Origin of the sequence: Frigoribacterium sp. VKM Ac-2859, from assembly GCF_013204925.1 — a bacterium.
GTDB lineage: Bacteria > Actinomycetota > Actinomycetes > Actinomycetales > Microbacteriaceae > Frigoribacterium.
The window spans coordinates 1100010-1125300 of record NZ_JABMLC010000002.1; the positions used below are offsets into that span (position 1 = coordinate 1100010).

Below are 25291 nucleotides of genomic sequence, written 5' to 3' on the forward strand. Positions count from 1 at the left end.
GCAAGACACCCTTTGGGCACTGACGCCACGAGAATGAGCTCTTTCCGCTGCATATTGCTCTCGGTGCAGGAGGCCACGCACGCTCACGAAGATGGGACTTCACAACCCCGGAGACGTATGAGAAGCGACAGCCCGAAGAGGCTGCTACGCGCCGGCTTCGAGTTTGTCCTCGATGGCCCTAGCCCACTTAATGGCCGCTGCTTCTCCAACTACGTCCTGAACCCAGATGTCGGAGATTGCTTCCCAGATTTTTGAGGGGCGCAGCGTTCCACCCAAAAGCTTGGACATGCGACCTGTCCACGCGTGGTGGTTTGCAACTTGGATTGCGTGATCCCTAGCGTCGAGGACCTCTCCCTCCGAACGCCTGAGAAGAGCTGCCACCAATCCCCATTGTGGGTCACTCAACGCGGCAAAGAGTTCTTTTTCTGGGGCTTCGGTTCCCGGAAGGGTGATGTAGTCCGCTCCAGCAGCTTGGTCCGCGTCTAGGACACAGAAGCCAGCACGGGGAAGCTTGTCCGCTGCGGCAATACCTGCCAATAGGACAACGGTCGCAGCGGGACCCACTGGAGTGATCTTGACCCGCTTCAACGAGTCAGCACTGCCTAGTGAAAGGAGCTGTTCGACGAGGTACTTGGCTTCCTCGTCCTCGCAATAAATGTCGAGTTCGTCGTGCCTCTCATCGTCCATGAGGTTCAGCGCGAAATCCGGAGTGACGCCGTACAGGACGTCGCGCTTACCAGCTCGGTCTACGGAGACGAACATCCGCGCCACGGGTGGGAGTTGCTCGAGGATGTAGGGAGAGTGGGTCGAGAGGATGATCTGCAGTCGCTTCTCTTCTGCAATCTCCAGTAGCTCGGTGATGAGCCCTCGTTGCGCCTGCGGGTGCAATGAGGCCTCAACCTCGTCGATCACGATGAGGGACCTGTCCGGAGCTGAGGCAACGAGAGCAAGCAAATCGAGTACAGAGTCCTCCCCCGCACCCTGGTGGAAGTTTGAGTACTCAACTCCCGCCTGCGTCAGGACACCAATCTGCTTGTTCGCGCTCTTCTCGATACGCGCCTGCTCATACTTCCGCCCTAGCGTCCGGTTTAGTTGCTTCAGTTGATTGGAGTCGAAGTCTTGCGCCGTGCCTCTACTGATCACCTCTTGCGCCTTACGGCCGTAGCCGATTTGCGTGTTAGCGGGCTGGATTCTTGAGATATCAAGAAAGAAACAAGGGCGCTGTTTCCGCTCGGGAGCGCCCTTCCACCTGGATGTCGGCTTCCTGACGGTACTTGTTTCTGTCTTCGCACCCTGCCTCAGGGTGTATCTCAACAGGACACCGCCCACATGCTCCCAGGGAGTCTTGGGGAAGAAGTCATCGGGCGAATACGACAAAGCTGAGCTTCCCGACGGAGCTCGGTACGCAGCCGCTGCCGCCTTGAGAATCGTGCTCTTGCCGGCCCCGTTGGTCCCCGCGATGGCTACAACCGGGTAGCGGAACTCGATCATCTCGCCAGACCATCCGCGCAATCCGCTTATCTCTACCGACGTTAGGAAGAGAGGCCAACCCTTGTCCCCGTGCCGGGCGGTGTCCCACGCGCTCGTAAGTTTGGCTTCAGTAACTGCGACCACTTGCTCCCCCTTGCTACAAGCCAGAGGTCGATACCTGTGGCCATCGCCGAGATTAGCTCACCATCAAGCATTGTCGACTCAGTCCTGTGACGGCTCGCTACACGATCCCCGTCCGGGTGCCCGATCGCCGTCCCTCGACGTCCCGCTCGGCACCGAGATGTTCACTCCGTTGTTGAGCCAGCGCGTCCGTGACATTGTCAAGATCATCAGGGAAGAGCGCCGCGTAGGTATCGAGAGTGACCTTGGCCGACTTGTGCCCCAGCATCCGCTGCACCACCTTGACGTTGGCGCCGGCACTAATGGCAAGTGAAGCGGCCGTGTGCCTCAGATCGTGTGGTGTCACGCGGCGAAAGGTCGGGTCCGCCTTCTCGCAGCGCTTGACTGCGCCGGCGAACCATCCTTGGTGAGCGTGTCCGGCCCGCAGAAACGTTCCGTCTTCGGCGTTCCAGAGGCGGTCCTCTGGCGCTTTCCCCGCGCAAGCTGCTGCCACTTCTGAGTCGAGGAAATCTGGGTACGCGACCATGCGACGTTCGTGTGACTTCACCCCTCCGAGCACTTGCTTGTAGTTGACCTCCGCGACCGCCTCGCGAATGTGGATTCGACGCCGCTCGGGGTCGATGCTCCTCACCCGCAATGCGGTCGCTTCGCCCCAGCGAAGTCCTGTGTAGGAAAGGAACCGGACCAGCCCGGGATACCGCGATGCAGAAGCGAGGGCCTCCACCTGGACATGCGTCAGGAAGACCTCATCGGGGATCGGTTTCCTCTTGATGACGATTCCGCGGGCAGGGTTCTTCGCAACGCGATTGTCTTCGATCGCGTCGTCAAAGATGCCCGCGAGCAAGTCTCGAGCTCGTGCGACGGTCGTGTGCGAGCGACGTTCGCCAAGCTGTGTCAGCCACGCCTCCACCTGACGCTTGGTGACAGCACCGACCGCATAGCCACCCCACTCCGGAAGAACGTGAATCCGCCAGGCGCTATCTACCGAATGGTAACTGCTGGCCGTGATTTTCGACCGGTGACGCTCCATCCACTGTTCGCCGAGCTGGGCGACCGTTGCCCTTGCATCGGCCCGGTCGATGTAAGCGCCCTTGAGCTTCGACACCTCCACCGTGGCCAGGTGCGCCTCGGCATCGCGCTTGAGCTTGAAGCCGCGATCGTGACCGCGAGTTCCATCAGGCTTGGTGTACCAGACCTCGTAGAGCCGGCCCTTCGTCTTCGTGCTGTACGGCTTTACGGTGCCCATCGCGTCCCTGTGGGTATGAATTCGACTGTGTACTTGTGAGCCTAGGTGGACATGTGTGTATCCTGGGCGCAGGTTCGAATGAATGAAAGGGACCGAGAGCCACGGGGCTCGACGAGAAGGCACGCCAGTATGAGCTGTTAACAGGTTCGGCGACGAAGGCCTCTTCGGAAGTATTTACTTTCGAGGAACAGCCATGCCCACTTCCGCCCCCGTCAGCACTCCATTGCTCGACTCCCTCATCACCCCAGCTACCCTCGCCGAACGGCTCGGCACGACCGAACGCAGCCTCAGCGAGTGGCGTATCACCGGTCGCGGCCCGAAGTTCATTCGTGTGGGTCGAAGCCCTCGGTATCGGCCTGAGGCCGTCGATTCGTGGCTCCTGGCCCAGGAGCACGCGAGCACATCTGAGGAACTGCGCTAATGGCGCTCGTCATGCCGCAGGAAACTGTGGATCTCGGCCCGATTGAAGCATCAACCCCCGAATCGTCAGGCTTGAACGCGGGGGGCACTGTGCTTGTGCCCCCCGCCCACCCAACTGTGGAAAGTGTGGATCTCAGCACTTCTGAGGGTGTCAGCCCTGCAAGTGCCAAGGAGAAAGAGCCGGCGCCCGCCGATCCATTCGCTCCTGGTGGCCCCTGGCACTACGCAGAGAGCCTCAAGGGACGCATCTTTATGATCACCACCGATTGGGTCCACCCCGACACCGGTGAAGTCTTGATTACTCCCGCCGTCGTCGAGGAGCGCATCCTCCGCAAGGGCAATCTCAGGACGGCCTGGATCAACCACGACAAGGACCCGTTTACCTCCGAGGACGCCCTTAGCAACCCACGCGCTGTAGTCGGGGCGGCGAAGCCCGCTCATGTCCACATCGTCGAGGAAAGAAAGAACGCCACATCCCTCGCCGCCGTAGCTCGCGCGTGGGGCATCGCCCCCAACTTCATCAAGTTGCGCAGTGGCCATGGCGTCTTTCTGGACCTGGTTGAGTACTTGACTCACGAGCACGCCAAGCAGCAGGGGCTCGGGAAGCACCGCTACGACGATTCTGAAGTCAGCGCCAACTTCGATTTCCGAGGCGCCGTTGATGAGCACGTGGCAGGCCGGTCCAGTGGAGGTAGTGGCGGAGGTTCCAAGAAGCTCGACGGCCTCCTTCTCGGCGTCCTGCACGGCGAGCTGACACTTCGCCAGCTGCGCAGCGAGCACCCTCTCGAGTACGCCCGCAACCTCCGCAAGTTTCACGACCTGCGGCGCGACTTCATGCTTTCGAGTCCGCCCCCGAGCGTCCGCGTCAACTACTACATCCACGGTCAGTCAGGCGCCGGCAAGTCGGTTCTCGCCCGCATGTTCGCCAGAGCGCTCTACCCCGCCCTGGACCCCGAGGAGTGCTACTACGACGCAGGGGACCCCAAGGTCCTCGCTCAGAACTACGGTGGCCAGCCCGTCATGATCCTCGACGACTACCGACCAAAGGACTTGATCTTTGGTTTCGGCAGCCGCACCTCCGTCTGGCGCGCCTTCGACACGTCGCCTGGACGGGCAGACATCAACATCAAGAACGGCTCAGTCCGCATGGTTCAGGCGGTCAACATCGTGACAGGTGTGGTCCCGTACAGGGAGTTCCTTGCAGACCTCGCTGGTAGCTACCGCAGTCCCGACGGAACCGACCACGAGGCCGAAGACGATCGGCAGGCATTCCGGCGCTTCCCCTTCGTTGCCGAGGTCACTCCGGAGACTTTCGAGTTCTACGCCAACGAGGGCTTCTTCGAGGGCACCGACGAGTACAAGGCGTTTCGCCACCTCTTCACGATGCGATGCAATATGCGAGAACTCGCCCAGACCCTCGAAGCCATCGAGACCGAGGAAGGCAAGGACCAGTTCCGCGACGCCGTAGGCCAGAAGGTCCTGGGCGGCATGCTCTCCGCGCACCGGGACGTCCGTCCAACTGGGTCTCTCGCGGCCGCCGAAGCCATAGCGATTCTCGACCGAGTCGCCACCCTCACTGGCACGGAGATGGAGGACGACCGCGCTCGTCGGGAACGGAACGAGGCCGACGCCAGAGCTCAAGCTGCCGAGCTGGACAAGGCTCGTTGGGAGGTGCGCGATGCGACTCCTGCATTCCGTGGTTGAGCCTTCGCTCCGCGGGCTTCGTCAGCCCTCGCTCCGTGGCTGCGTCGGCGCGCAGCGCTCGGCAGCCGTCCGCCCGTCAAGCGACCAGCGCGACGGGTCTCTGGGACTCCCGTCAGGGAGTCCTCGACGCGCTCTGCGCGGAGGCGCCCCGCAGGGCACCAGGAACTTCGACGAGCGGAGCGATGCCGAAGTGTATGGGGCTACACCTTCTACTGCCGCGAAGGAGACCACCACCCTCCCGAAGGCGCACTGGGGTGGTGGTCGGAGTCGCGGCAGTAGAAGCCCCTCGGGAGAGCCGCCGGAGGCCCCGACAGGCGATGCGCCGAAGGCGGATCACCTGTCGGGAGTCGTAGAGGGGAGCGAAGCATGAGCTACACGATGACGTTCGACGTGTCCCACAAGGTCAAGATCGGTGGGGGCCACGTCAAGAACTTCCTTCGACACATCGCCCGCGACGCCGACCAGGCGGCCGGCTTCCACTTCCAGCACGTCAACAAAAACATCGTCCCGGAGCGCACGAAGCTCAACTTCACCCGGGTCAACGACGGCGCTGGCGACTTCCGCGCACTCAAGTCGGTCGACGGCCGGCCGCCGTCTCAGGAGCTCGAGGACTACCTCAACCAGCGCCTGGCCACGGTCACTAAAGGCCTCCGGAAGGACGCTGTTCCGATCCGCGGGATCATCCTGCAGCTCGACCCGAAATGGTTCGAGGAGCACAACCCGGGCTGGCGAGAGACCGGTATTAACCAGGCGGCAGTCGACAACCTGGATGCCTCGCTGGAGTGGGCCTGCAAAGAGTTCGGCCAGAAAAACCTCATAGGTTTCTCGCTCCACCTCGACGAGTACAGCCCCCAGCTTCAAGTCCTCATGACACCCGTCACGGAAGATGGCCGGCTCGCCCAGAAAGACTTCTTCAAGGGCCCCTCGGACCTGAGGCGGCAGCACAAGGAGCTGCGCGCGCACATGGAAGAGGCCGGGTACGACGTCGAGGTTCGTGTCACCGAGCGGTCGACGGAACATCTCAGCAGCAGCGAGTTCCAGGCCAAGGCCAACCGGCTCGAGGCTGCCGCGCAGGACATCAAGGACGAGAAGGCGACGTACGAGACGCTCGTGCGGAGCCTTGACGTCCGCCGGAGCAACCTCGACGCCCAGCAGGCGGTCCTGGCTGAGAAGGAGCGAGAGGTCATGGCTGAGCAGGAGAAGGCGCGCCGCACGGCTGAGGCGGCCGAAATCGCCGGGCACGCAGCAGCAGCGGCGCGGTTCGCAGCCAAGGTTGCGCGAGATGAGGCCGAGAAGGAACGGGCCAGGCTGCAGGCGACGAACGACCGGCTGCAGGAGCTTCCGCCCGACTTCGATCGGTGGCTCGACAAGGTGCGAGTCGGCGGCACTCCACTTCGGGACCGGTTCATGGCAGACATGGCCAAAGCCCGTGCGGCCAGGCACGATGTGGCCCGGCTGGTGGACGACCCCATGCGCGGCAGGGGCACAGAAGGTGCTGAACGATAGGGAAGCTAGGAACGGCCGCAACACGGTCGCAACCTGTCGAGTTGCGGCCGCCACCCGACCACATCAGGGTCGGGTGGCGGCCACTCAGCGGTCAGCAATTGTCCTGCCACGGGTTGGTCGGATGCAGGCCACAGAATGTCCAAGAGACGCCCCGTAGACGCCCCTCGGCAGGCCGCGGAACGCCCAGACTCCAGCCTCGGGCGACACGCCCGACCTGATGGCAGAACGGTTTGCACCCAAGCCGGGACCTCCGAAAGTCTGCATCGATCTGAAATGTGACGATTCTGCTCGTGTACGTGTAGATCACCTTGGATTCATTTCTCATACGAATCGTCGCCCCTGAACATACGGTCCCCTGCCGACGCCTTGGCCCCAAAAGCTTGCGTCGGAATAAGCAGGGGGCGTCATACGGTCGGCCCATGAGTGACGATGACAACCAAGCACCGAGTGCCCTCTACCGAGATGCGGCCGGCCACGAGGCGCACCCGCTAACCCTCGACCCGTCCGACGACGCAGTGACTGAATTCGTCGACACAGTAAATGCCCTTGGCGTCGACGGGCGCTGGCTCGTTGAGGGCCTCACAGACTTCCTCCGGCGCCAGAAGCGCGGTGGAGGACCAGGCATGACTGCTGAGGAACGAAAGTTCGTCATCGAGTCCGGAGCTATGACGGAGGCCGAGCTCGTGGCGTCCGAAAGGAGCGTCGCGAGAGGGTCGCTAGAGAAGAGCGCCGGGGAGCTGTGGCTCGGGACGTACCAAGAGACATGGTCCGCGAACACAGCTGCCCAATTTCTGGGCTGGACGCAAAAGGAAGTCCTGGCCGCGGCCGAGGAGCAGCGCATCTACGGCATTCCTGTCCGGGGCAGGCTCCGATTCCCCCGCTGGCAGTTCAGCCTCGGCTCACCCGGAAAGCTCATCCCCCACCTCGAGACCGTCTTGCCCGTCCTGACCGAGCATTGGGACTGGATCTCCATCAGTGCCTTCATGTCCGTCAGACAGCGCAGCCTTGTGGCTGAGGGCCGGAAGACGCCGAGGTCCTGGCTGCGCGACGGCGGGGATCCTGCTGCGATCGCCGAGATCATCGAGGGTGACAAGTGGTGGTGATCGAGGGGCGATCAGACACCGGCTCTCGTCCGAGACAAGCCAAAGCATGACAGCACCAACGACAGGCGTAAATGGCCGTGTCCCGAGAAATGGGTTGGGTCCGGAGCTGCTGACGAGTGGAATGCACATGGACGAAGAGGCGGCTGCGCAATTTATCCAGTCGCTGCGGCACCTCACAGTGAGTCCAGCGGCATTTTTCCGGGCCGTAGCCACGGCAACTTTGGATCTGCATTCCTCCCCCATGTCACGCCAGGGGGCAGTCAGCGTCATGCTGAACGAGCTCATCGACACAGGCTCATACACGGTGATTGTCCGCCCGAATCGCGATCAAATCTGGGCTCAGGGTGTTCAACTCGAGATCAGCACCCAGGACTACGAGCTGATTTCCAGCACGAGATCTCTGGACTGGCTGCGTGGGCACTCCGGCTGGGACGACAAGAGCATCGAGCAGGCCATGCGGTCTGGCGAAGTTGAGAGCGTTGAAGTTCTTGGGCAGCTCCGCTTTCCGAAGCACCAGTTTGTGGACGGAACCGCAGAAGCCAAGAGCTGGCTCCTGTGAACTGGGAACTGGGAACTGGGAACTGGGAACTGGGAACTGGGAACTGGGAACTGAGGAGTGCCGTCCGGCGGGTGCAGCTGACCTATCAAGTAGGGCGCGCAGGACCTAATGACGGAGTGCTGCATACTCGCGGCTATGGCATTTTGGTGGGCGAGTCAGAATAAGAACTACCGAACGGCGATCCCCAACGGCACGCTGTGGACGCGCCCGCGGGTCAACGGAGTGCTGCCCCGGGAACGGGCAGCCCTGCAGGAGCTAGAAGTCGACGACATTGTCTTCCACTACGGCAACGCCCACGTCCGCGCCGTCAGCCGGGTCGTCACGGCCGCGGTCGATTTCCCGAGGCCTAACGACTACCCGCGTGGGCCACGCGAGTCTGACGAGAACGACGACGGCAAGCTGGTCCGCGTCGAGGTAATCGCTGACCAGCTGAAGCTCCATCGTGATCGGTTTAGGGAGATCATCACTTGGGGAACGCCTGGACCGCTGACGCGGGTGGGCATGCCTCGCGAGGCCTATTTGACGCCCCTCCTCGATGAGGACGCCCTCGCCATTCTCGCCGAGCTCGACATCGACGCACCGACTCGCTCGCTGCCGGGGCGTCCGCATGAAAACTGGGTGCCCGGACACGGCGCCACCGATGCCGAAGTCATCACAAGCATCCGCAAAGAACAGGGCGCACTCCGGTCCTTCCTTCTCAAGGGGCGTGCGGCTGCTCCGTGCGCCATCTGCACGCTGATCCTGCCCACGAGCATGCTCATCGCAGGCCACATTGTTCCCCGGGCTCAGCTCTCAGATGAACAGCGTCACGACTACAGGTCCGTGGCGATGCTTGTGTGCCTCCTTGGTTGTGACGCTCTCTTCGAGAGCGGGTACATCGTCGTTACCGAAGACGGACATGTCATGCCTGGGGCGTCCGCCAATGACCCCGTACTGAAGGCTGAGATTCAGAGACGGGTAGGTGGCACAAGCACCGCGTGGACGTCTCACACGGCACCGATGTTCCGACAGCATGCCCGGCAACACGGGGCTTAGTCATCCACAGTCCCACTTCGCCTTGGGTGATCGCTTCTCCTCCACAGTCGGTCCAAACGGCCGGCTGAGAGGCAGCGGCCTGTGGAGACACGGCTCTGCCGCCTCGAGTCGCGAGAGCGTCGTCTCATGATCAGCGCCGCCGAGCTCCGTGACCGGTTCGAGTTCTTCGTCCTCCGCCGAGAGTGCGATCCGCACTCGGAGCCGGAGGAGGTCGCTGCGTACTGGTGCGCCCTCGGCGCGCTCGACGACCTGCTGGCCGAGCGGATGTAGCCGCTACTGTCGTGTCGATCAGGTGAGGGACCGATGAGCGACGAGCAGACGAACTGGCAGACGGAAGAGGACCCGACGAAGCTCCGACTAGGGATCCGGAACGGCAGGCGGGCGTGCCTCATCATCATCGGCGCCGCCATCGGGCTGGCTTACGTCTGCCACGCCGTCCTCGAGCGCTTCGGGTACAACTACGACTGCGCGCCAGCGTTGGAGACCTGCGGCTTGCCCGAGTTGAACGGCCTCGGTTGGTTGATGACGATCATCTGGATCTTCATCTGCCCGCTCGTCGTCTTCTTCATGATCGGGGAGGTCCTGAAGCTCTGGTTCTTCGCCGGCTCACGCGGTCTCTGACCAGATCCACGCCCGCGGCCGGCTACTGGGGCGGCGGCCAGACGTCCGGCTCGGGAGCCGACCGAGCGATCAGCGCGCGGATCTCGGGGTCGTGCTGCACGGCCCACGCCACGGCGGAGTTGAACGACGTCGCCGTGTGAACCCAGGGCCGGCCGCCGGCGTCGTCTCGGCAGTGGGCGTAGACGTCGAAGACGTAGCCGCCGCGGACGGTGCGACTCTTCACGTACCCGAGCGGGGCGGCCTGGCCGACCTGGATCAGCCACAGACCTTGTGCGCCGAGGAAGGCCGGGATCGCGTACGGGTGCCGATATGGCAGACGCCTCAGTACGGTCCGCATCACGTCCCCAGATCCGCCAACTCCCATGCAAGGACCGTAGGGCGCTCCTCCGACACCGCCTCTGAGTGCACCGGACACAGCCGGTGCCGCCGCCTTCTTCGTCGAGTAAAGCTCTCTCACCATTGCATCAGCGAAACAGGGCAGTTCTTGGGCGAGACTCAAATCCAACGGATGCCTTGAACAACGGCTGTGGCGGCAAGGGCTCTGGCGCTGCACGTCAGGCATGGCCAATTCGGGTTTGGTTGGGGCCCCGGTACGCTCGATTCTGGCCGGATAATCAACGCCGGTAGTTGAGGGGCGCTACCTGTGACGACAATCCATGACCTGCTGGCCGAATACGCCTCGATCGCGCCCGACAAGCGCACAAAGGGCCTCCTCTTGGAACGCCTTACGCGGACGTTCTTGACCACGGATCCGAAGTGGACTGCGCTCTACGACGAGGTGTGGCTGTGGCAAGACTGGCCTGGCCGCGACGGAAAGCCGGACACGGGCATCGATCTCGTTGCACGAGAGCGGCACACCGGCGATTTCTGCGCGATCCAGTGCAAGTTCTATGCACCTGAGCACACGATGCAGAAGTCGGACCTCGATTCGTTCTTCACCGCGTCCGGCAAGCACCCGTTCTCGTCGCGGATCTTCGTGTCCACTTCGTCCAAGTGGGGCAAGCACGCCGAGGATGCCCTGAACGGTCAACAGATCACGACGCTGCGCCTCGGGGTCGACGACTTCGATCAGTCCGACATCGACTGGTCTACATACTCATTCTCAAAACCGGACGAAGTTGCTGCGCCGAAGATCAAAACTCTCCGGAAGCATCAGGTGCAGGCTCTTGCCGGAGTACAAGCTGGCTTTGCTGACCATGATCGCGGCAAGCTGATCATGGCCTGCGGCACGGGAAAGACCTTCACCAGCCTCCGCATCGCGGAGGACATTGCCGGCCGCGGTGGCAAAGTGCTGTTCCTCGTCCCTTCGATAGCACTGCTGTCTCAGACGCTTCGAGAATGGTCGCAAGAACGACGGATGGACCTTCGTGCGTTCGCGATCTGCTCCGACACGAAGGTCGGTAAGAGCAATGAGGACTTCACCGTTTCCGACCTCGCCTACCCAGCGACTACCTCCACCCCTCAATTGCTGGATCAGGTGGCGAAGGCAAGCACCCCTGACGGGCTCACGGTCTTTTTCTCCACCTACCAGTCCATCGACGTTGTCGCGAAAGCCCAAGCAGAAGGCTTGGCCGAATTCGACCTTGTCATCTGCGACGAGGCGCACCGCACAGCCGGATTCACGCTCAAGGACGGCAACGAGTCCGCATTCCTGCGGGTGCACTCTGACGAGGCAATCAAGACCAAGCGGCGCCTGTACATGACGGCGACGCCGAAGATCTACGCCGAATCGGTCCGGATGGAAGCCGACGAAAAAGCAGCCGTGTTGGTGTCCATGGACGACGAGGCCACCTACGGTCCTGTGTTCCACCGTCTTGGCTTCGGCGAAGCCGTTGAACGTGACCTCCTGACCGACTACAGGGTGCTAGTCCTGACCATCGATGAGGACTCGATCAGCAGTGCCTTCCAGGAGGAGTTCGCCCAGAACGGTGAGCTGAACATTCCGGACGCTGCCCGCATCGTCGGCATCTACAACGGCCTCGCCAAGCGCGGCGTCCAAGGAATCGACACCACCGCCCCTAACGCGCATCAACCGCTTCGCCGGGCAGTCGCCTTCTCCCGCTCCATCAAGGACAGCAAGGCGGTCCAGGGGCTCCTCAACGGGTACGACGGGGTCGACGGAGTCCGCTCGGACAGCATCGCTGGAAGACGCATCGACGACACCGACAACGGGCAGCAGACGTACGCACTTGAAGCGCGGCACGTAGACGGCACTATGAACGTGCTCGAGCGGAATACGCACCTCGATTGGTTGAAGGCGGATACCGAAGGCGACAACGTTGCCCGTATCCTCACCAACGCCCGCTGCCTTTCCGAGGGCGTCGACGTCCCGTCGCTGGATGCGGTCATCTTCCTCAACTCGCGTGACAGCCAAGTCGATGTCGTCCAGTCCGTCGGCCGCGTCATGCGGAAAGCCCCCGACAAGGACTACGGCTACATCGTCCTTCCGATCGCGATTCCCGCCGGACAGACACCCGAGCAGGCCCTCAACGACAACCGCAAATTCAAAGTTGTCTGGGACGTCCTCCGTGCACTCCGTGCTCACGACGAGCGGTTCGAGGCAAAGATCGAACAAATCGACCTCAACGCCCGAACTGACACCGGCCCCGTGATCGCGACCTGGCAATCAGACGCAGACCTGCCCAGCGGCACATCGGAGAATGCGACCCCAGACTCGGCCCAAGTCCCCTTGGATATGTCTGTCCTCGGTGCCGACTGGCAGAGCGCAATTTACGCCAAGATCGTCGACAAAGTCGGCGAACGCGACTACTGGGAGAACTGGGCGAAGGACGTCGCCGAGATAGCTGGCCGACAGATCACCCGCATCACGGGTCTCGTCGACGGATCCAACACTGACCTCCGCACGGCGTTCACCCGATTCGTAAAGGGGCTGCAGGACAACCTCAATCCGGGTGTCACCGAGTCGCAGGCAATCGAGATGCTGTCCCAGCACCTCATCACCCAGCCAGTGTTCGACGCTCTGTTCTCAGGGCACGCGTTCTCCGATAACAATCCGGTGTCGCAGGTGATGCAGGGCATGGTCGATGCGCTCGAGCACCAGAACCTCGATACAGAGACCGCGGACCTCGCTGGGTTCTACGCCGGCGTGCAGCGGGCCGTGACCGGCATCACCGACGCCGCCGGTAAGCAGACGACAATCAAGCGGCTCTACGAGAAGTTTTTCACCGGCGCGTTCCGGAACACCTCCGAACGTCTCGGCATCGTCTACACACCAAACGAGATCGTCGACTTCATTCTCACCAGTGCCGACCAACTGTCCCGGGACCATTTCGGCGCCGGTCTTACCCATGAGGGCGTCCACGTCCTAGATCCATTCACCGGTACGGGCACGTTCATCGTGCGGCTCTTGCAATCTGGGCTCATCCAGCCGGGAGACATGGCACGCAAGTTCCGGTACGAGTTACACGCCAACGAAATTGTGCTTCTGGCTTACTACGTCGCTGCCGTGAACATCGAGTCGACTTACAACTCGGTGCAGGGCGGCGAGTATGTGGCGTTCCCAGGGATAGTGCTCACCGACACATTCCAGTCTTCCGAGGGCGACGACAAGTACGACGACGAAGGCATCTTCGGCGACAACAACCAACGGGTCAAGGATCAGAACGCGCTCGACATCCGCGTCATCGTAGGCAATCCGCCCTATTCATCTGGACAAGACTCAGCCAACGACAACAACCAGAACCTTAAATACCCGTCCCTCGACCAGCGCATCGCGACTACCTACGCGGCAAGGTCTACTGCCACACTCAAAAACAGCCTTTACGACTCCTACATCCGCGCAATCCGCTGGGCGTCGGACCGCGTCAAAGACCGAGGCATCATCGCTTACGTCACCAACGGCGGTTTCCTCGACGGAAATACCGCAGCGGGGCTGCGGCTCACATTGCAAGACGAGTTCACCGAGCTCTACATCTTCAACTTACGAGGCAATACGAGGACTTCGGGCGAGCAAGCGCTCCGCGAAGGCGGGCAAACCTTTGGTGCCGGCAGCCGCGCCACGATCGTGATCTCGCTCCTCGTGAAGGACCCGGAACGATCATCAACCGGAACCATTCACTACCACGACATCGGCGACTACTTGAGCCGCGCTGACAAGCTCGCCCTCATCCAGCACTACGGAGGCATTGACGGCGTGCCTTGGCAGCAGATCGTCCCCAATGCGCACGGCGACTGGCTCAACCAACGCAATGACGTATTTGAAGGCTTCACCCCGATTGCCAGTAGCACCAAGGAAAAGCCATCGAATGGCATCTTTCACCTCTACTCCGGCGGATTGAAGACGAATCGCGACGCCTGGGTCTTCAATTCCTCGCGGCCCGCATTGAAGAAGAACATCTCCAATATGATCGCCACATATAACCTGGAAGTCGAAAGGGTTGGGGAAGGCGGCGTGACTACGCCTGCAGACTTGACCGCTGATGCCAAGAAAATTAGCTGGTCCTCCGGTCTCACGCCACGCGCTATGCGGCGAGAAAGCATCGAGTACAGCGAGACAGCGGTCCGTACCGCGATGTACCGACCATTCGAACGCCAAAATGTTTATTTCGATGAGGCCTTGAATGACCGTCGCGCGAAGCTTCCGAGGCTGTTCCCGGTTGATGGGGCTAACTCTGGTTTCTACCTGACGGCGCCGGGAGCAGGACACGCTACTTCTGTACTGGCTACGAACGTCATGCCGGATCTCGCCTTGTGGGGGTCTGGCAGCGGACAGTTCTTCCCCCGCTATGTCTACGAGACCGAGCCACGCGACGGCGGCTTTGCCATGTTCGACAGCCCCCAGCGCCGCGACAACATCACTGACGAAGCCCTCACCCGCTTCCGGCAGCTGTACGGCGCCGAGGTCACGGCAGACCAGGTGTTCTTCGCCGTGTACGGGCTCCTGCACTCTGAACAGTACCGAACAGAGTTTGCGGCAGATCTTCGCAAGATGCTGCCTCGTATCCCTGAGCTGACGGACCCGGCAGACTTTCGCACGTTCGCCGCCGCTGGCCGTGAACTGACTGAGCTGCACATCGGCTACGAAACGGCGGAGCTGTTCCCCGTCGAGTTGTCGGGGCCGGTGCCCACAGATCTCAGGATCGACAAAATGCGGTATGGCGGAAAGCCGGGGAAGCTTGACCGGACAACGATTCGGGTTACGGACACGCTCACCATCACGGGCATTCCGGTAGAGGTGCATGAATACAAGTTGGGCTCTCGCTCGGCCCTGGACTGGGTCCTGGAGAGATACCAGGTCAAGACGGATAAGGCCTCTGGGATCGTCAACGACCCTAACGACTGGGGCACCGAGCATGACGACCCCAGCTACATCCTCGAGCTAGTCCAACGCTTGATTACCGTCAGCCTCGAGACCGTGCGCGTCGTGAAGGCCCTGCCTGCACTGAATTACCGACGCCCAACTGAGCGAAACGCCGGAGAGAAGCCATTGGGGCGGTCGAGGGCCTGACGGCTCAGACTCTCACGAATGGCCCACCGACAGCGTCAAGGGGTCCTTCGTGACACGACCTGTCCGCCCCTACCCAATCCTCGCGCGCCGGGGTCGGCAAAGTCGGGAACAGGAAGCGTGCAAGCTCCTCGCAAAACGCTCGGGTGCACGGTCATCTGGGGTCACCTAGGCAAGCTTTTTCCCATACCTGCACCACGTGTGCACCACGGCAGGCGGAAAAAAGAAGAAAACCCCCGGATGACCAGGGGTTTTCTTTGGCGGTACCGGTGGGATTTGAACCCACGGTGGAGTTAACCCCCACACATGTTTTCGAGACATGATCCTTCGGCCGCTCGGACACGGTACCGAGGACGAGTTTAGTACATCCGGCGGCAGGGACGAAACCGGGGGATTGCTCGTCCACCGCACCGCGCCTCCTCGGGGTTGTGCACAGGGTGCACGGACGCCCGGCACGGGCATCGGAGCCCGGCGTAGCCTCGGCCCATGCCCTCACGCCACACCGTCCTCGCCTTCGTCTCGGGCGTCGGCGTCACCCTCGCCACCACGGCCGCCGCCGGCGCCGGCGTCAGCCGCTTCATGCAGCGCCGCAACGCGGCCGCCGCCGACCTGAACGCCTTGCTGCCCGTCCACTCCGCCTGGTGGCGCGACCGCTTCGACCGCAAGGGCAAACTGCTCTACGTCGCGATGGGCGACTCCGCCGCCCAGGGCATCGGAGCCTCGAGCCCGGCCCGCAGCTACGTCGGCCGCCTCTCCGCGTACATGCGCCGCCAGAGCCACACCTCGCTGCGCGTCGTCAACCTCAGCGTCAGCGGCTCCACCACCTGGCTCTGCCGCAGGGACCAGCTGCCGAAGTTCGAGAAGTACGAACCCGACGTCGTCACCGTGGCCATCGGCGCCAACGACATCATCCAGTTCAACCCCGAGTCGTTCGAGAAGAACCTCCGCGTCATCTACGGCGCCCTGCCCTCCCACGCCATCGTCGGCGACCTGCCCGCCATGTGGATTCCCGACCGCGAGAAGAAGCTCGTCGAGGCCAACGCCATCGTCCGCCGCGTCGCCGGCGAGTTCGGCCTCACCGTCGCCCCGCTCTACGAGACCACCCGCCGCCAGGGCTTCTTCCGCACCTACCGCAACTCGGCCGGAGACCTCTTCCACCCCAACGACCGCGGGTACCGCGTCTGGGCCTCCGCCTTCGAACCCGCCATCGCCGCCCGCCTCGCCCGCATCGCCGCCGACGAGGCCGCCACAACCCACGAGGCCCGCGAGGCCGAAGCCGTCGCGGCGCACACGGCCGCAGCAGCCGCGGCCCCGACTGCCGGCACCGGCAGCGACATCCCGACGACGGACACCGCAGGAGGCGCCACCACGTCCCCCAAGGACGCCTCCGCCGATGTCGGGGGCGCCTCCTAGGCTGACGGCATGGCTCGCACCACCACTCCCCCGTTCCGCTGCACCGAGTGCGGGTGGACGTCGCTCAAGTGGGCCGGGCGCTGCGGCGAGTGCCAGAAGTGGGGCACCGTCGTCGACGTCACCTCGGCCCTCGTCAGCGCCCGCGGCACCGCCTCGGTCCGCGTCGAAGGCGACCGCGTCGCACGACCCATCACCCAGGTCGAAGCGAACAGCGTCGCCTACTGGCCCAGCGGCATCGCCGAGTTCGACCGCGTCCTCGGCGGTGGCATCGTCCCCGGCGCCGCCATCCTGCTCAGCGGTGAACCCGGCGTCGGCAAGTCCACCCTGCTGCTCGAGGTCGCCTCCCGCGCCGCCACCACCGGCGCCCGCGTCCTCTACGTCACCGCCGAAGAGAGCGCCTCCCAGGTCCGCCTCCGCGCCCAACGCACCGGCGCCATGCACGACAACCTCTTCCTCGCCGCCGAGGTCGACCTCTCGGTCATCCTCGGCCAGATCGACCAGGTCGACCCCCAACTCGTCATCGTCGACTCGGTGCAGACCGTCTCGTCGTCGACCATCGACGGCATCGCCGGCGGCACCTCCCAGGTGCGCGAGGTCGCCTCGACCCTGATCCGCGTCAGCAAAGACCGCAACCTGCCCGTCCTGCTCGTCGGCCACGTCACCAAAGACGGCACCATCGCCGGCCCCCGCCTGCTCGAACACCTCGTCGACGTCGTCTGCCAGTTCGAAGGCGACCGCCAGACGGCGCTCCGCTTCATCCGCGCCCACAAGAACCGCTTCGGCCCCACCGACGAGGTCGGCTGCTTCGAGATGACCGGCGACGGCATCGCCGAGGTCGCCGACCCCAGCGGCCTCTTCATGTCCCGCAACGGCACCCCCGTCAGCGGCACCTGCATCACCGTCGCCATGGAAGGCCGCCGCGCCCTGCCCGTCGAGGTCCAGGCTCTCATCGTCGCCAGCTCGACACCCCAACCCCGCCGCGTCGTCAACGGCGTCGACTCGTCCCGAGTCGCCATGCTGCTCGCCGTGCTCGAACGCCGCGCCGGCATCCGCCTCGGGGACGCCGACGTCTACGTCAGCACCGTCGGCGGCATCAAGATCACCGAACCCGGCGCCGACCTCGCCATCGCCCTCGCCCTCGCCAGCGCCAGCCGCGAGAAACCCTTCCCCCAGACCATGGCCGCCGTCGGCGAGATCAGCCTCGCCGGCGAGATCCGTCCCGTCTCCTCGCCCAAACAACGCGCCTCCGAAGCCCGACGCCTCGGCTTCACCCAGCTCGTCGACGCCGAATCGGGCAACCTGCGCGAAGCGCTCCGCCGGGCGTTCAGCGCCGCGGGCTCCGAACGCGACCGCGAGCTCGACCGGGCCTTCTGAGCCGACCCGGCCCGCGCCTCCTTACCCGAGACACCCGCGTCTCTCGGCCCGACCCGCGCCTCGTGACCCGAGGCCGACTCGGGTGTGCTGACGCGTCCCGTGATTCCTGACCCGGGCCACGGGCCGGGCCCGGCCCGGCCCGGCGGACGCACGGTCCCGGACATCCGACACCGGGTGCGAGTGGGCAGAAGGTGCTGCTCCCACCAACCCGACGAGCACCTTCTGCCCACTCGACGGCCGCGACGCCTGCACACCTGCACGCCCGCACACGAGCACCAGCCCGTCGAGTGGTCCCGAACCGTCCTTCCGACGCACCCGGCGGACGATCCGCGACCACTCGACCCGCGCCTCCGGAACCAGAGCCGCACCCACCGGCCCGGCCCGCACGAGATGAGGGCCCGAGTGGGCAGAAGATGCTCCTCCCCCGCACACGAGCAGCATCTCCTGCCCACTCGGCCCCCACCTCCCGACCTCCCGAGCACCCGCCCCCACCCGACATGACCCGCCCGCACCCAACATCCCCCGCACCGGGGTACACCCGGATCGGCGGCCTCACCAGGCACCTGCACCCCGCTCCACGCGGATTCTCAGCCCACACGCCGCGCTGGTCCCGGCCAACCCCCTGACCGGCCCTTAACCTGTGCCCATGTCGACGTTCAAGAACCCGGTCGGGCCGCAACCGCCCTCGGTCTACTGGCGTCGTCGCGCGGTGCTCGCGCTCGGTCTGATCGCGGTCGTGGTCATCATCGTGTTGATCGTCGTCCGCCCCGGGTCCGGCTCGGCAGAACCCGGTGCCGCCGCGACGACCTCCGCGCCCCCGGCCGACACCGCCCCCAGCGAACCGGCCCCCACCGAGACCGCCCCCGCGGCCGACGCCACCGCCGACCCGGCCGACACCTCGACCGAGGGCGCCTCCGACGCCCCGGCCTGCTCGACCCGCAGCATCGAGTTGAAGCCGGTCACCGACAAGACGAGCTACGCCGCCACCGAGCTGCCGCAGATCTCGATGACGATCACCAACTCGGGTCGCTCGGACTGCTCGATCGACCTCGGCTCGGCCCAGCAGACCCTCGTCATCTCGAGCGGCGAAGAGCAGTACTGGTCGTCGAAGGACTGCCAGGTCAACGGCACCAACCAGGTCGTCACGCTCACCGCCGGTCAGACCCTCAGCACTCCCCCCATCGCCTGGGACCGCACGCGCTCGTCCGCCGACACCTGCGAGTCGACCTCGCGCACGCCCGTCACCGGCGGCGGTGCGACCTACCGCCTCGCCGTCTCGGTCGGCGACATCACCTCCGCCGACACCGCCCAGATGATCCTGAACTGACAGTGACCCACCCGTGAACGCAGCCACCCCCTCCTCCGAGCCCACCGACCCCCGCGAGCCCGTCGACCCGGACGACCGCAACGGCACCTTCCGCTCCGAGTCGCTCGAGCTGGCCCTCGCCGCGCAGGACGCCGCCGCCGTCGCCTTCGCCCTGCGTCACGACGTGGTCGTCGTCCCGAAGCTCGTCCTGCCGAGCGACGCGAGCGCCACGAACGACACCGCCGCCGACGTCGCACCCTCGACCGGCGGCCCCGACGACGGAGCCCTCCCCGACGAAGGCGACCAGGTCCGCGTCTTCGGACGCGAGAACACCGACAAGCGCATCCTGCTGCTCTTCTCGTCGGACGACACCTACGCCGCGATGGTCCCCGACGACCCCAACCGCCAGGTCATGCTCTACGACGCGCTCTCGCTGCGCGCCTTCCTCGAGGCCCACCTCGACGTCATCGAGCAAGTCTTCTTCGACATTGCCGGCCCGCACACCATGGCCGCCAACCCGGAAGACCTCCTCAAGGCCCTCGGCTAGCGAGAAGCCCCCGAGTCCAGGAGGCGCGGGTCGAGTGGTCCCGAATCGTCCTTCCCAGCGCATCAAGGGACGATTCGGGACCACTCGACCGGCCACGGTGATCGTGGGCTCGCGCGCGAGCGACTACAGCGCGGCGGGCAGCGCCTTGAGCATCCGTGAGTTGCCGAGCGTGTTCGGCTTCACCCGCGCCAGGTCGAGGAACTCCGCCACGCCCTCGTCGGTCGAGCGCACGAGCTCGCCGTAGACGTCCGGCGGCACGAGCCCCTCGTCGCCGACGTTGAGGTAGCCGTGCTTCTCGAAGAAGTCGACCTCGAACGTCAGGCAGAACAGTCGGCCGATCTCGAGCCGGCGGGCCGCCCCTTCGAGCGACTCGAGGAGGCGGTGGCCGACCCCCTTGCGGATCCATGCGGCGTCGAGGGCGAGCGTGCGCACCTCGGCCAGGTCGTCCCACATGACGTGCAGCGCGCCGCAGCCGATCGGCACCCCGTCGGGCCCGACCGCGATCTGGAACTCCTGGACGTCGCCGTACAGCGTCACGAGGTCCTTGCCCAGCAGGATGCGCTTCTGCACGAACGGCTCGCACAGCCGCTGGATGTGCGGCACGTCACGCACGACCGCGTTCCGCACCGTGATGCCGTGCCGGTCGGCACCGACGAGTCCGTCGGCACCGGTGGGCGCGTCTGCCGCGTCTGACATGGGACTCCCTCGAAGACCACGACCCGAGGAGGCGCGGGCCGCCGCCCAGCCTAGCGACGCGTCATCGCCTCGTCCCTGGAGCCGATCTCGGTCTCCTGATCCACAGACCATCACATGGCCCGAACTCCGCACAACTCGGCGATCGACAATGTTCCGACACAGAGGAGGACTCGTTGGGAAATTACCAATACTCGTCTACCGTGATCCCCATGGACACGATCGGCAACCGCATACGCGCCCTGATGGCTGCGTCCGAGCCGACACTGACTCAACGTGAACTGGCCCAGTCCGTTGGTATGACCCCCGACGCACTGTCGCGCTCGTTGAGCAATGCGAGGGGATTCGGCATTCGAGAACTCGTTGAGATCGCGACACAGCTCAGGACGTCGGTGCACTGGCTCGCAACCGGCGAGCCCGACCCTTTCGAGGTGCGCGTCGCAGCACGCCACACCTTCGACCACGAGACGATGACCCACGACAGCCCTGATTGGCAGCAGGCGCGGCCTACCATCGCGAACGTCGCCCTGCTGTATGAACAAGTGGCAGGCATGGCGGCATCGTCGTCGGCACAAGGCCCGCACTCCACCCCTTCGTCCCCAGCGCAGGCTCGGTCAGCCTTGACGCTCTCGAGCGGACCGAACTTCGTCCGAGGTCTGGCACCAGCAATCGAGAACACCTTCGGCATCGACGTTATTCGAGTCGAGGGGGCCGGCAACGGCTACTCCCTCGCAGTCGGACAACGGCACGTGGTCGTCATTGGCAACACGAGCAACTGGTTCTTCCAGAACTGGTCCCTGGCTCATGAATTAGGACACATCGCTCAGAGCACGCTCGCACCGATCGACGTCGTCGATCCTCACGCCACCCAGCACGAGCACGCGGCAAACGCATTCGCGGCAGAACTCCTCATGCCCTCAGCTGTCATGCAGGGCACGGATTGGAACAACGTCCCCGTGGCACACGTCGCAGGACTCCTCTGGGATCTGGGTGTGTCGACGAGCTCACTGAGGACCCGTCTCAAGAGTCTCGGCCTCCTGCGCCCGGAGCTTGATCGGTTACTGTCGGCGCCGACACAACGGTTCTTGCGGGCCCACGCACAGATCCTCAGGCAGGGTGCCCACGACGAGATCACGGAAAGAATGCAGGAGGCGTCGACGCGCCGGTTCCCGACACACCTCGTCACAGCCCACCGGCAAGGCGTCGAGGCGGGCATGCTTCGCGCGGCGTCGCTGGCCTGGATGCTCGGTGACGGTGAAGACGAGGTTGCACGAGAACTCGCTCCGCCCCCGGCGGAGGCTGGGTCGCTTGACGATCTCGCTCATCTGCTTGGCGTCGGCGACTGACCTGACCTGACCATGCTGCTCTTTCCGGACAACACCGTCCTCGTCAACTTCGCGCTGATCGGGCGACTGGATCTTCTCGACGAGTTGGTTCGAGGTCGCTCGGCGTGGACGCACGCCGTGTCAGAGGAGTGCCGTGAGAGCGCTCGGCAGCCAGGACTCCACTCCATGAAAATGTTGGCCGACACGTTCGGAGAGCCGCTGACACTGCAGACATCACGTGAGATCACGGATGCCAGGTCATTCCGCGCTCGGATGGCTGGCCCCGGTGATCCACCGAAGAAACACCTGGGCGAAGCAGAAGCCTTGGCGATCATCAGTAACCGCGCTTCCGGCGATGTCTTCGTAACCGATGACCAAGCGGCCCGCGACTTGGCGCGGACCCTGGAGGTAATCACGTATTCGACGTGTCAGCTTTTGAGACTCGCCGTTCGAAGTAGACGGCTGACCGCGCAAAACGCGTGGCAGCACGTCACGGCCCTTCGCCGCCACCCACGTCGCCTTCTGGATTCCCCGAAAGAGGCACACACCTACTTTGCGTGGTGCTCCGCCGCCTGAGACGTCGGATCACTAGCGACGCGTTCGCGACCCGGCCCCGGGTACGCCGAAGGGCGGCCTCCACAGTGGAAGACCGCCCCGGGCGTCGAAGGCGACCCGCGCCTCCTTCGGTAGTGCTGTCGTGCCGGTGTTGCCGTCGTGCTGGTCTCGCGCCTAGCTCTCGAGCTCGGGGGCGTCGCCCACGAGGACCTCTTCGCGACCCGGCTGACGCGAGGTGGCGAAGGTGAACTCTCCGTCGACGAAGTCGACCTGGACGTGGTCGCCCGCGTTGAGCTCACCCTGCAGGATGCGCTCGGACAGACGGTCCTCGACCTCGTGCTGGATGGCACGACGCAGCGGCCGGGCACCGAGCGACGGGTCGAACCCGATCTCGATGAGACGCTCCTTCGCGGACTGCGAGAGCACGGCCGTCATGTCGCGGTCGAGCAGACGGTCGGACAGGCGCTTGACGAACAGGTCGACGATCTGCAGCAGCTCTTCTTGGTTGAGCTGCGGGAACACGATCGTCTCGTCGACGCGGTTCAGGAACTCGGGCTTGAAGTGCTTCTTGAGCTCTTCGGTGACCTTCGAACGCATGCGCTCGTAGGAGGTCGCCGTGTCGCCCTCGATCTGGAAGCCGACGGGGCCGCCGGTGATGTCCTTCGTGCCGAGGTTGGTCGTCATGATGATGACCGTGTTCTTGAAGTCGACGACGCGACCCTGACCGTCGGTGAGACGACCCTCTTCGAGCACCTGCAACAGCGAGTTGAAGATGTCGGGGTGGGCCTTCTCGATCTCGTCGAACAGCACCACGGAGAACGGCTTGCGGCGGACCTTCTCGGTCAGCTGCCCGCCCTCTTCGAAGCCGACGAACCCGGGAGGGGCACCGAACAGACGCGAGACGGTGTGCTTCTCGCCGTATTCGGACATGTCGAGCGAGATCAGCGCGCCCTCGTCGTCGAACAGGAACTCGGCGAGCGCCTTGGCCAGCTCGGTCTTGCCGACACCGGTGGGCCCGGCGAAGATGAACGAACCGGAGGGACGCTTGGGGTCCTTCAGGCCGGCACGCGTGCGGCGGATGGTCTTCGAGAGGGCCGCGATGGCCTGCTCCTGACCGATGACGCGCTGGTGCAGGGCCTTCTCCATGAAGACGAGACGCGAGGTCTCTTCTTCGGTGAGCTTGAAGACCGGGATGCCCGTGGCCTGGGCCAGGACCTCGGCGATGATGCCCTCGTCGACGGTTCCGCCGGCTCCGGCCTCGCCCGAACGCCACGTCTTCTCGAGACGGAGGCGCTCACCGAGCAGCTTCTTCTCCTCGTCGCGCAGCGAGGCGGCCTTCTCGAAGTCCTGGTCCTCGATCGCGCCCTCTTTCTGGCCGCGGACACCGGCGATGCGCTCGTCGAACTCGCGCAGCTCGGGCGGTGCGGACAGGATCGACAGACGCAGGCGGGCGCCGGCCTCGTCGATCAGGTCGATGGCCTTGTCGGGCAGGAAGCGGTCGCTGACGTAACGGTCGGCGAGGTTCGCCGCCGCCACGATGGCACCGTCGGTGATGGACACCTTGTGGAAGGCCTCGTACTTGTCGCGCAGCCCCTTGAGGATGTTGATCGCGTGGGGCAGCGAGGGCTCGTTGACCTGCACGGGCTGGAAGCGGCGCTCGAGGGCGGCGTCCTTCTCGAAGTGCTTGCGGTACTCGTCGAGCGTGGTCGCACCGATCGTCTGCAGCTCGCCACGGGCGAGCAGCGGCTTGAGGATCGACGCGGCGTCGATGGCACCCTCGGCGGCACCCGCACCCACGAGGGTGTGGATCTCGTCGATGAAGACGATGATGTCGCCGCGCGTGCGGATCTCTTTGGTGACCTTCTTCAGGCGCTCCTCGAAGTCACCGCGGTAGCGGCTGCCGGCGATGAGCGAGCCGAGGTCGAGCGAGTAGAGCTGCTTGTCCTTCAGCGTCTCGGGGACCTCGCCCTTGACGATCGCCTGGGCCAGGCCCTCGACGACGGCGGTCTTGCCGACGCCGGGCTCACCGATCAGGACGGGGTTGTTCTTGGAGCGACGGGAGAGGATCTGCATGACCCGCTCCATCTCTTTCTCGCGCCCGATGACCGGGTCGAGCTTGTTGTCGCGCGCGGCCTGCGTCAGGTTGCGACCGAACTGGTCGAGCACCTGGCTGCCGCCCTGCGCGCCCTGGGTCTGTTCGCCACCCACGGCCACCGCCTCTTTCCCCTGGTAGCCGGAGAGGAGCTGGATGACCTGCTGGCGGACCCGGTTGAGGTCGGCGCCGAGCTTCACGAGCACCTGGGCGGCGACTCCTTCACCCTCGCGGATGAGGCCGAGCAGGATGTGCTCGGTGCCGATGTAGTTGTGGCCGAGCTGCAGCGCCTCGCGCAGGCTCAGCTCGAGGACCTTCTTCGCACGAGGCGTGAAGGGGATGTGGCCGGTCGGCTGCTGCTGGCCCTGGCCGATGATGTCTTGCACCTGCTCGCGTACGGCGTCGAGCGAGATGCCCAGCGACTCGAGGGCCTTGGCGGCGACGCCTTCGCCCTCGTGGATCAGACCGAGCAGGATGTGCTCGGTGCCGATGTAGTTGTGGTTCAGCATCTTCGCCTCTTCTTGGGCGAGGACGACGACGCGACGGGCACGGTCGGTGAATCTCTCGAACATCTTCTTTGCTCCCTAGGTGGCGGGGTGGTTGTCGCCACCGAATGTGCATCTGGCGCCCGCAGGGTTCGGCACCGGTTTACAGAGAGAGTAACCAGGCCCCGCGGCTTAATCTGCCCCTGTTCGCTGGGGGCATAGAGCAGTGCGC

General features: G+C 64.4%; 19 protein-coding genes and 1 tRNA gene. 14 read left to right on the plus strand and 6 right to left on the minus strand.

Annotation, left to right across the window (positions count from 1 at the left end; translation table 11 throughout):
- Positions 1 to 144: 144 nt before the first annotated feature.
- Together HQQ78_RS13010 and HQQ78_RS13015 are read right to left on the minus strand one after the other, a co-directional pair.
- Complete coding sequence (locus HQQ78_RS13010; protein ID WP_173153857.1) at positions 145 to 1614, minus strand: AAA family ATPase; 1470 nt, start codon at positions 1612 to 1614, stop codon at positions 145 to 147.
- A gap of 97 nt (positions 1615 to 1711) precedes the next feature.
- Positions 1712 to 2857: a site-specific integrase gene (locus tag HQQ78_RS13015; RefSeq protein WP_173153860.1), complete on the minus strand. Its 1146-nt coding sequence runs from the start codon at positions 2855 to 2857 to the stop codon at positions 1712 to 1714.
- A gap of 672 nt (positions 2858 to 3529) precedes the next feature.
- Between HQQ78_RS13015 and HQQ78_RS13020 the strand changes: the two genes are divergently transcribed.
- The 7 genes from HQQ78_RS13020 (at position 3530) to HQQ78_RS13050 (ending at position 9805) form a co-directional block, all read left to right on the plus strand.
- Complete coding sequence (locus tag HQQ78_RS13020) at positions 3530 to 4981, plus strand: hypothetical protein (protein ID WP_173153863.1); 1452 nt, start codon at positions 3530 to 3532, stop codon at positions 4979 to 4981.
- 366 nt (positions 4982 to 5347) lie between these two features.
- On the plus strand, positions 5348 to 6487 hold the full coding sequence (locus tag HQQ78_RS13025) for a plasmid recombination protein (RefSeq protein ID WP_173153866.1): 1140 nt from the start codon (positions 5348 to 5350) through the stop codon (positions 6485 to 6487).
- A gap of 419 nt (positions 6488 to 6906) precedes the next feature.
- Positions 6907 to 7590 carry a hypothetical protein gene (locus HQQ78_RS13030; RefSeq protein WP_173153869.1) on the plus strand — a complete coding sequence of 228 codons (684 nt, stop codon included), beginning with the start codon at positions 6907 to 6909 and terminating at the stop codon, positions 7588 to 7590.
- A gap of 127 nt (positions 7591 to 7717) precedes the next feature.
- Entirely contained in the window at positions 7718 to 8149 is a 432-nt protein-coding gene (locus tag HQQ78_RS13035; protein ID WP_173153872.1) for a hypothetical protein, read from the plus strand.
- 135 nt (positions 8150 to 8284) lie between these two features.
- Positions 8285 to 9184 (plus strand): hypothetical protein, encoded by a 900-nt coding sequence (locus tag HQQ78_RS13040; protein ID WP_173153875.1) that lies wholly within the window; start codon positions 8285 to 8287, stop codon positions 9182 to 9184.
- Between the two features lie 126 nt (positions 9185 to 9310).
- On the plus strand, positions 9311 to 9454 hold the full coding sequence (locus HQQ78_RS13045; RefSeq protein ID WP_173153878.1) for a hypothetical protein: 144 nt from the start codon (positions 9311 to 9313) through the stop codon (positions 9452 to 9454).
- 33 nt (positions 9455 to 9487) lie between these two features.
- Positions 9488 to 9805, plus strand: coding sequence for a hypothetical protein (locus HQQ78_RS13050; protein WP_173153881.1), 318 nt, complete (start codon positions 9488 to 9490; stop codon positions 9803 to 9805).
- Between the two features lie 22 nt (positions 9806 to 9827).
- On the opposite strand, the gene HQQ78_RS13055 is transcribed toward HQQ78_RS13050, so the two are convergent.
- Entirely contained in the window at positions 9828 to 10145 is a 318-nt protein-coding gene (locus HQQ78_RS13055; protein ID WP_173153884.1) for a hypothetical protein, read from the minus strand.
- Positions 10146 to 10448: 303 nt separating this feature from the next.
- Here HQQ78_RS13055 and HQQ78_RS13060 point away from each other — a divergent pair, with 303 nt between their 5' ends.
- Complete coding sequence (locus HQQ78_RS13060) at positions 10449 to 15272, plus strand: DEAD/DEAH box helicase (RefSeq protein ID WP_371740445.1); 4824 nt, start codon at positions 10449 to 10451, stop codon at positions 15270 to 15272.
- A gap of 255 nt (positions 15273 to 15527) precedes the next feature.
- Here HQQ78_RS13060 and HQQ78_RS13065 read toward each other — a convergent pair.
- Positions 15528 to 15618 (minus strand) — tRNA-Ser (locus tag HQQ78_RS13065).
- 137 nt (positions 15619 to 15755) lie between these two features.
- On the opposite strand from HQQ78_RS13065, the gene HQQ78_RS13070 reads away from it, so the two are divergent.
- The 4 genes from HQQ78_RS13070 (at position 15756) to HQQ78_RS13085 (ending at position 19909) form a co-directional block, all read left to right on the plus strand.
- Positions 15756 to 16682 carry an SGNH/GDSL hydrolase family protein gene (locus HQQ78_RS13070; RefSeq protein WP_173153887.1) on the plus strand — a complete coding sequence of 309 codons (927 nt, stop codon included), beginning with the start codon at positions 15756 to 15758 and terminating at the stop codon, positions 16680 to 16682.
- A 9-nt stretch (positions 16683 to 16691) separates the two neighbouring features.
- Positions 16692 to 18056, plus strand: coding sequence for a DNA repair protein RadA (gene radA / locus HQQ78_RS13075; RefSeq protein ID WP_173153890.1), 1365 nt, complete (start codon positions 16692 to 16694; stop codon positions 18054 to 18056).
- 646 nt (positions 18057 to 18702) lie between these two features.
- Positions 18703 to 19383 carry a hypothetical protein gene (locus HQQ78_RS13080; protein ID WP_173153893.1) on the plus strand — a complete coding sequence of 227 codons (681 nt, stop codon included), beginning with the start codon at positions 18703 to 18705 and terminating at the stop codon, positions 19381 to 19383.
- A 13-nt stretch (positions 19384 to 19396) separates the two neighbouring features.
- Positions 19397 to 19909 carry a dehydrogenase gene (locus HQQ78_RS13085; RefSeq protein WP_371740444.1) on the plus strand — a complete coding sequence of 171 codons (513 nt, stop codon included), beginning with the start codon at positions 19397 to 19399 and terminating at the stop codon, positions 19907 to 19909.
- Positions 19910 to 20032: 123 nt separating this feature from the next.
- On the opposite strand, the gene HQQ78_RS13090 is transcribed toward HQQ78_RS13085, so the two are convergent.
- Complete coding sequence (locus HQQ78_RS13090) at positions 20033 to 20605, minus strand: amino-acid N-acetyltransferase (RefSeq protein ID WP_173153896.1); 573 nt, start codon at positions 20603 to 20605, stop codon at positions 20033 to 20035.
- 209 nt (positions 20606 to 20814) lie between these two features.
- Between HQQ78_RS13090 and HQQ78_RS13095 the strand changes: the two genes are divergently transcribed.
- Together HQQ78_RS13095 and HQQ78_RS13100 are read left to right on the plus strand one after the other, a co-directional pair.
- Positions 20815 to 21948: an ImmA/IrrE family metallo-endopeptidase gene (locus HQQ78_RS13095; protein WP_173153899.1), complete on the plus strand. Its 1134-nt coding sequence runs from the start codon at positions 20815 to 20817 to the stop codon at positions 21946 to 21948.
- Positions 21949 to 21960: 12 nt separating this feature from the next.
- Complete coding sequence (locus HQQ78_RS13100) at positions 21961 to 22503, plus strand: hypothetical protein (protein ID WP_173153902.1); 543 nt, start codon at positions 21961 to 21963, stop codon at positions 22501 to 22503.
- 153 nt (positions 22504 to 22656) lie between these two features.
- Here the strand turns inward: HQQ78_RS13100 and HQQ78_RS13105 are convergent, their stop codons facing one another.
- Positions 22657 to 25146 carry an ATP-dependent Clp protease ATP-binding subunit gene (locus HQQ78_RS13105; protein ID WP_159828242.1) on the minus strand — a complete coding sequence of 830 codons (2490 nt, stop codon included), beginning with the start codon at positions 25144 to 25146 and terminating at the stop codon, positions 22657 to 22659.
- Positions 25147 to 25291: the final 145 nt, after the last annotated feature.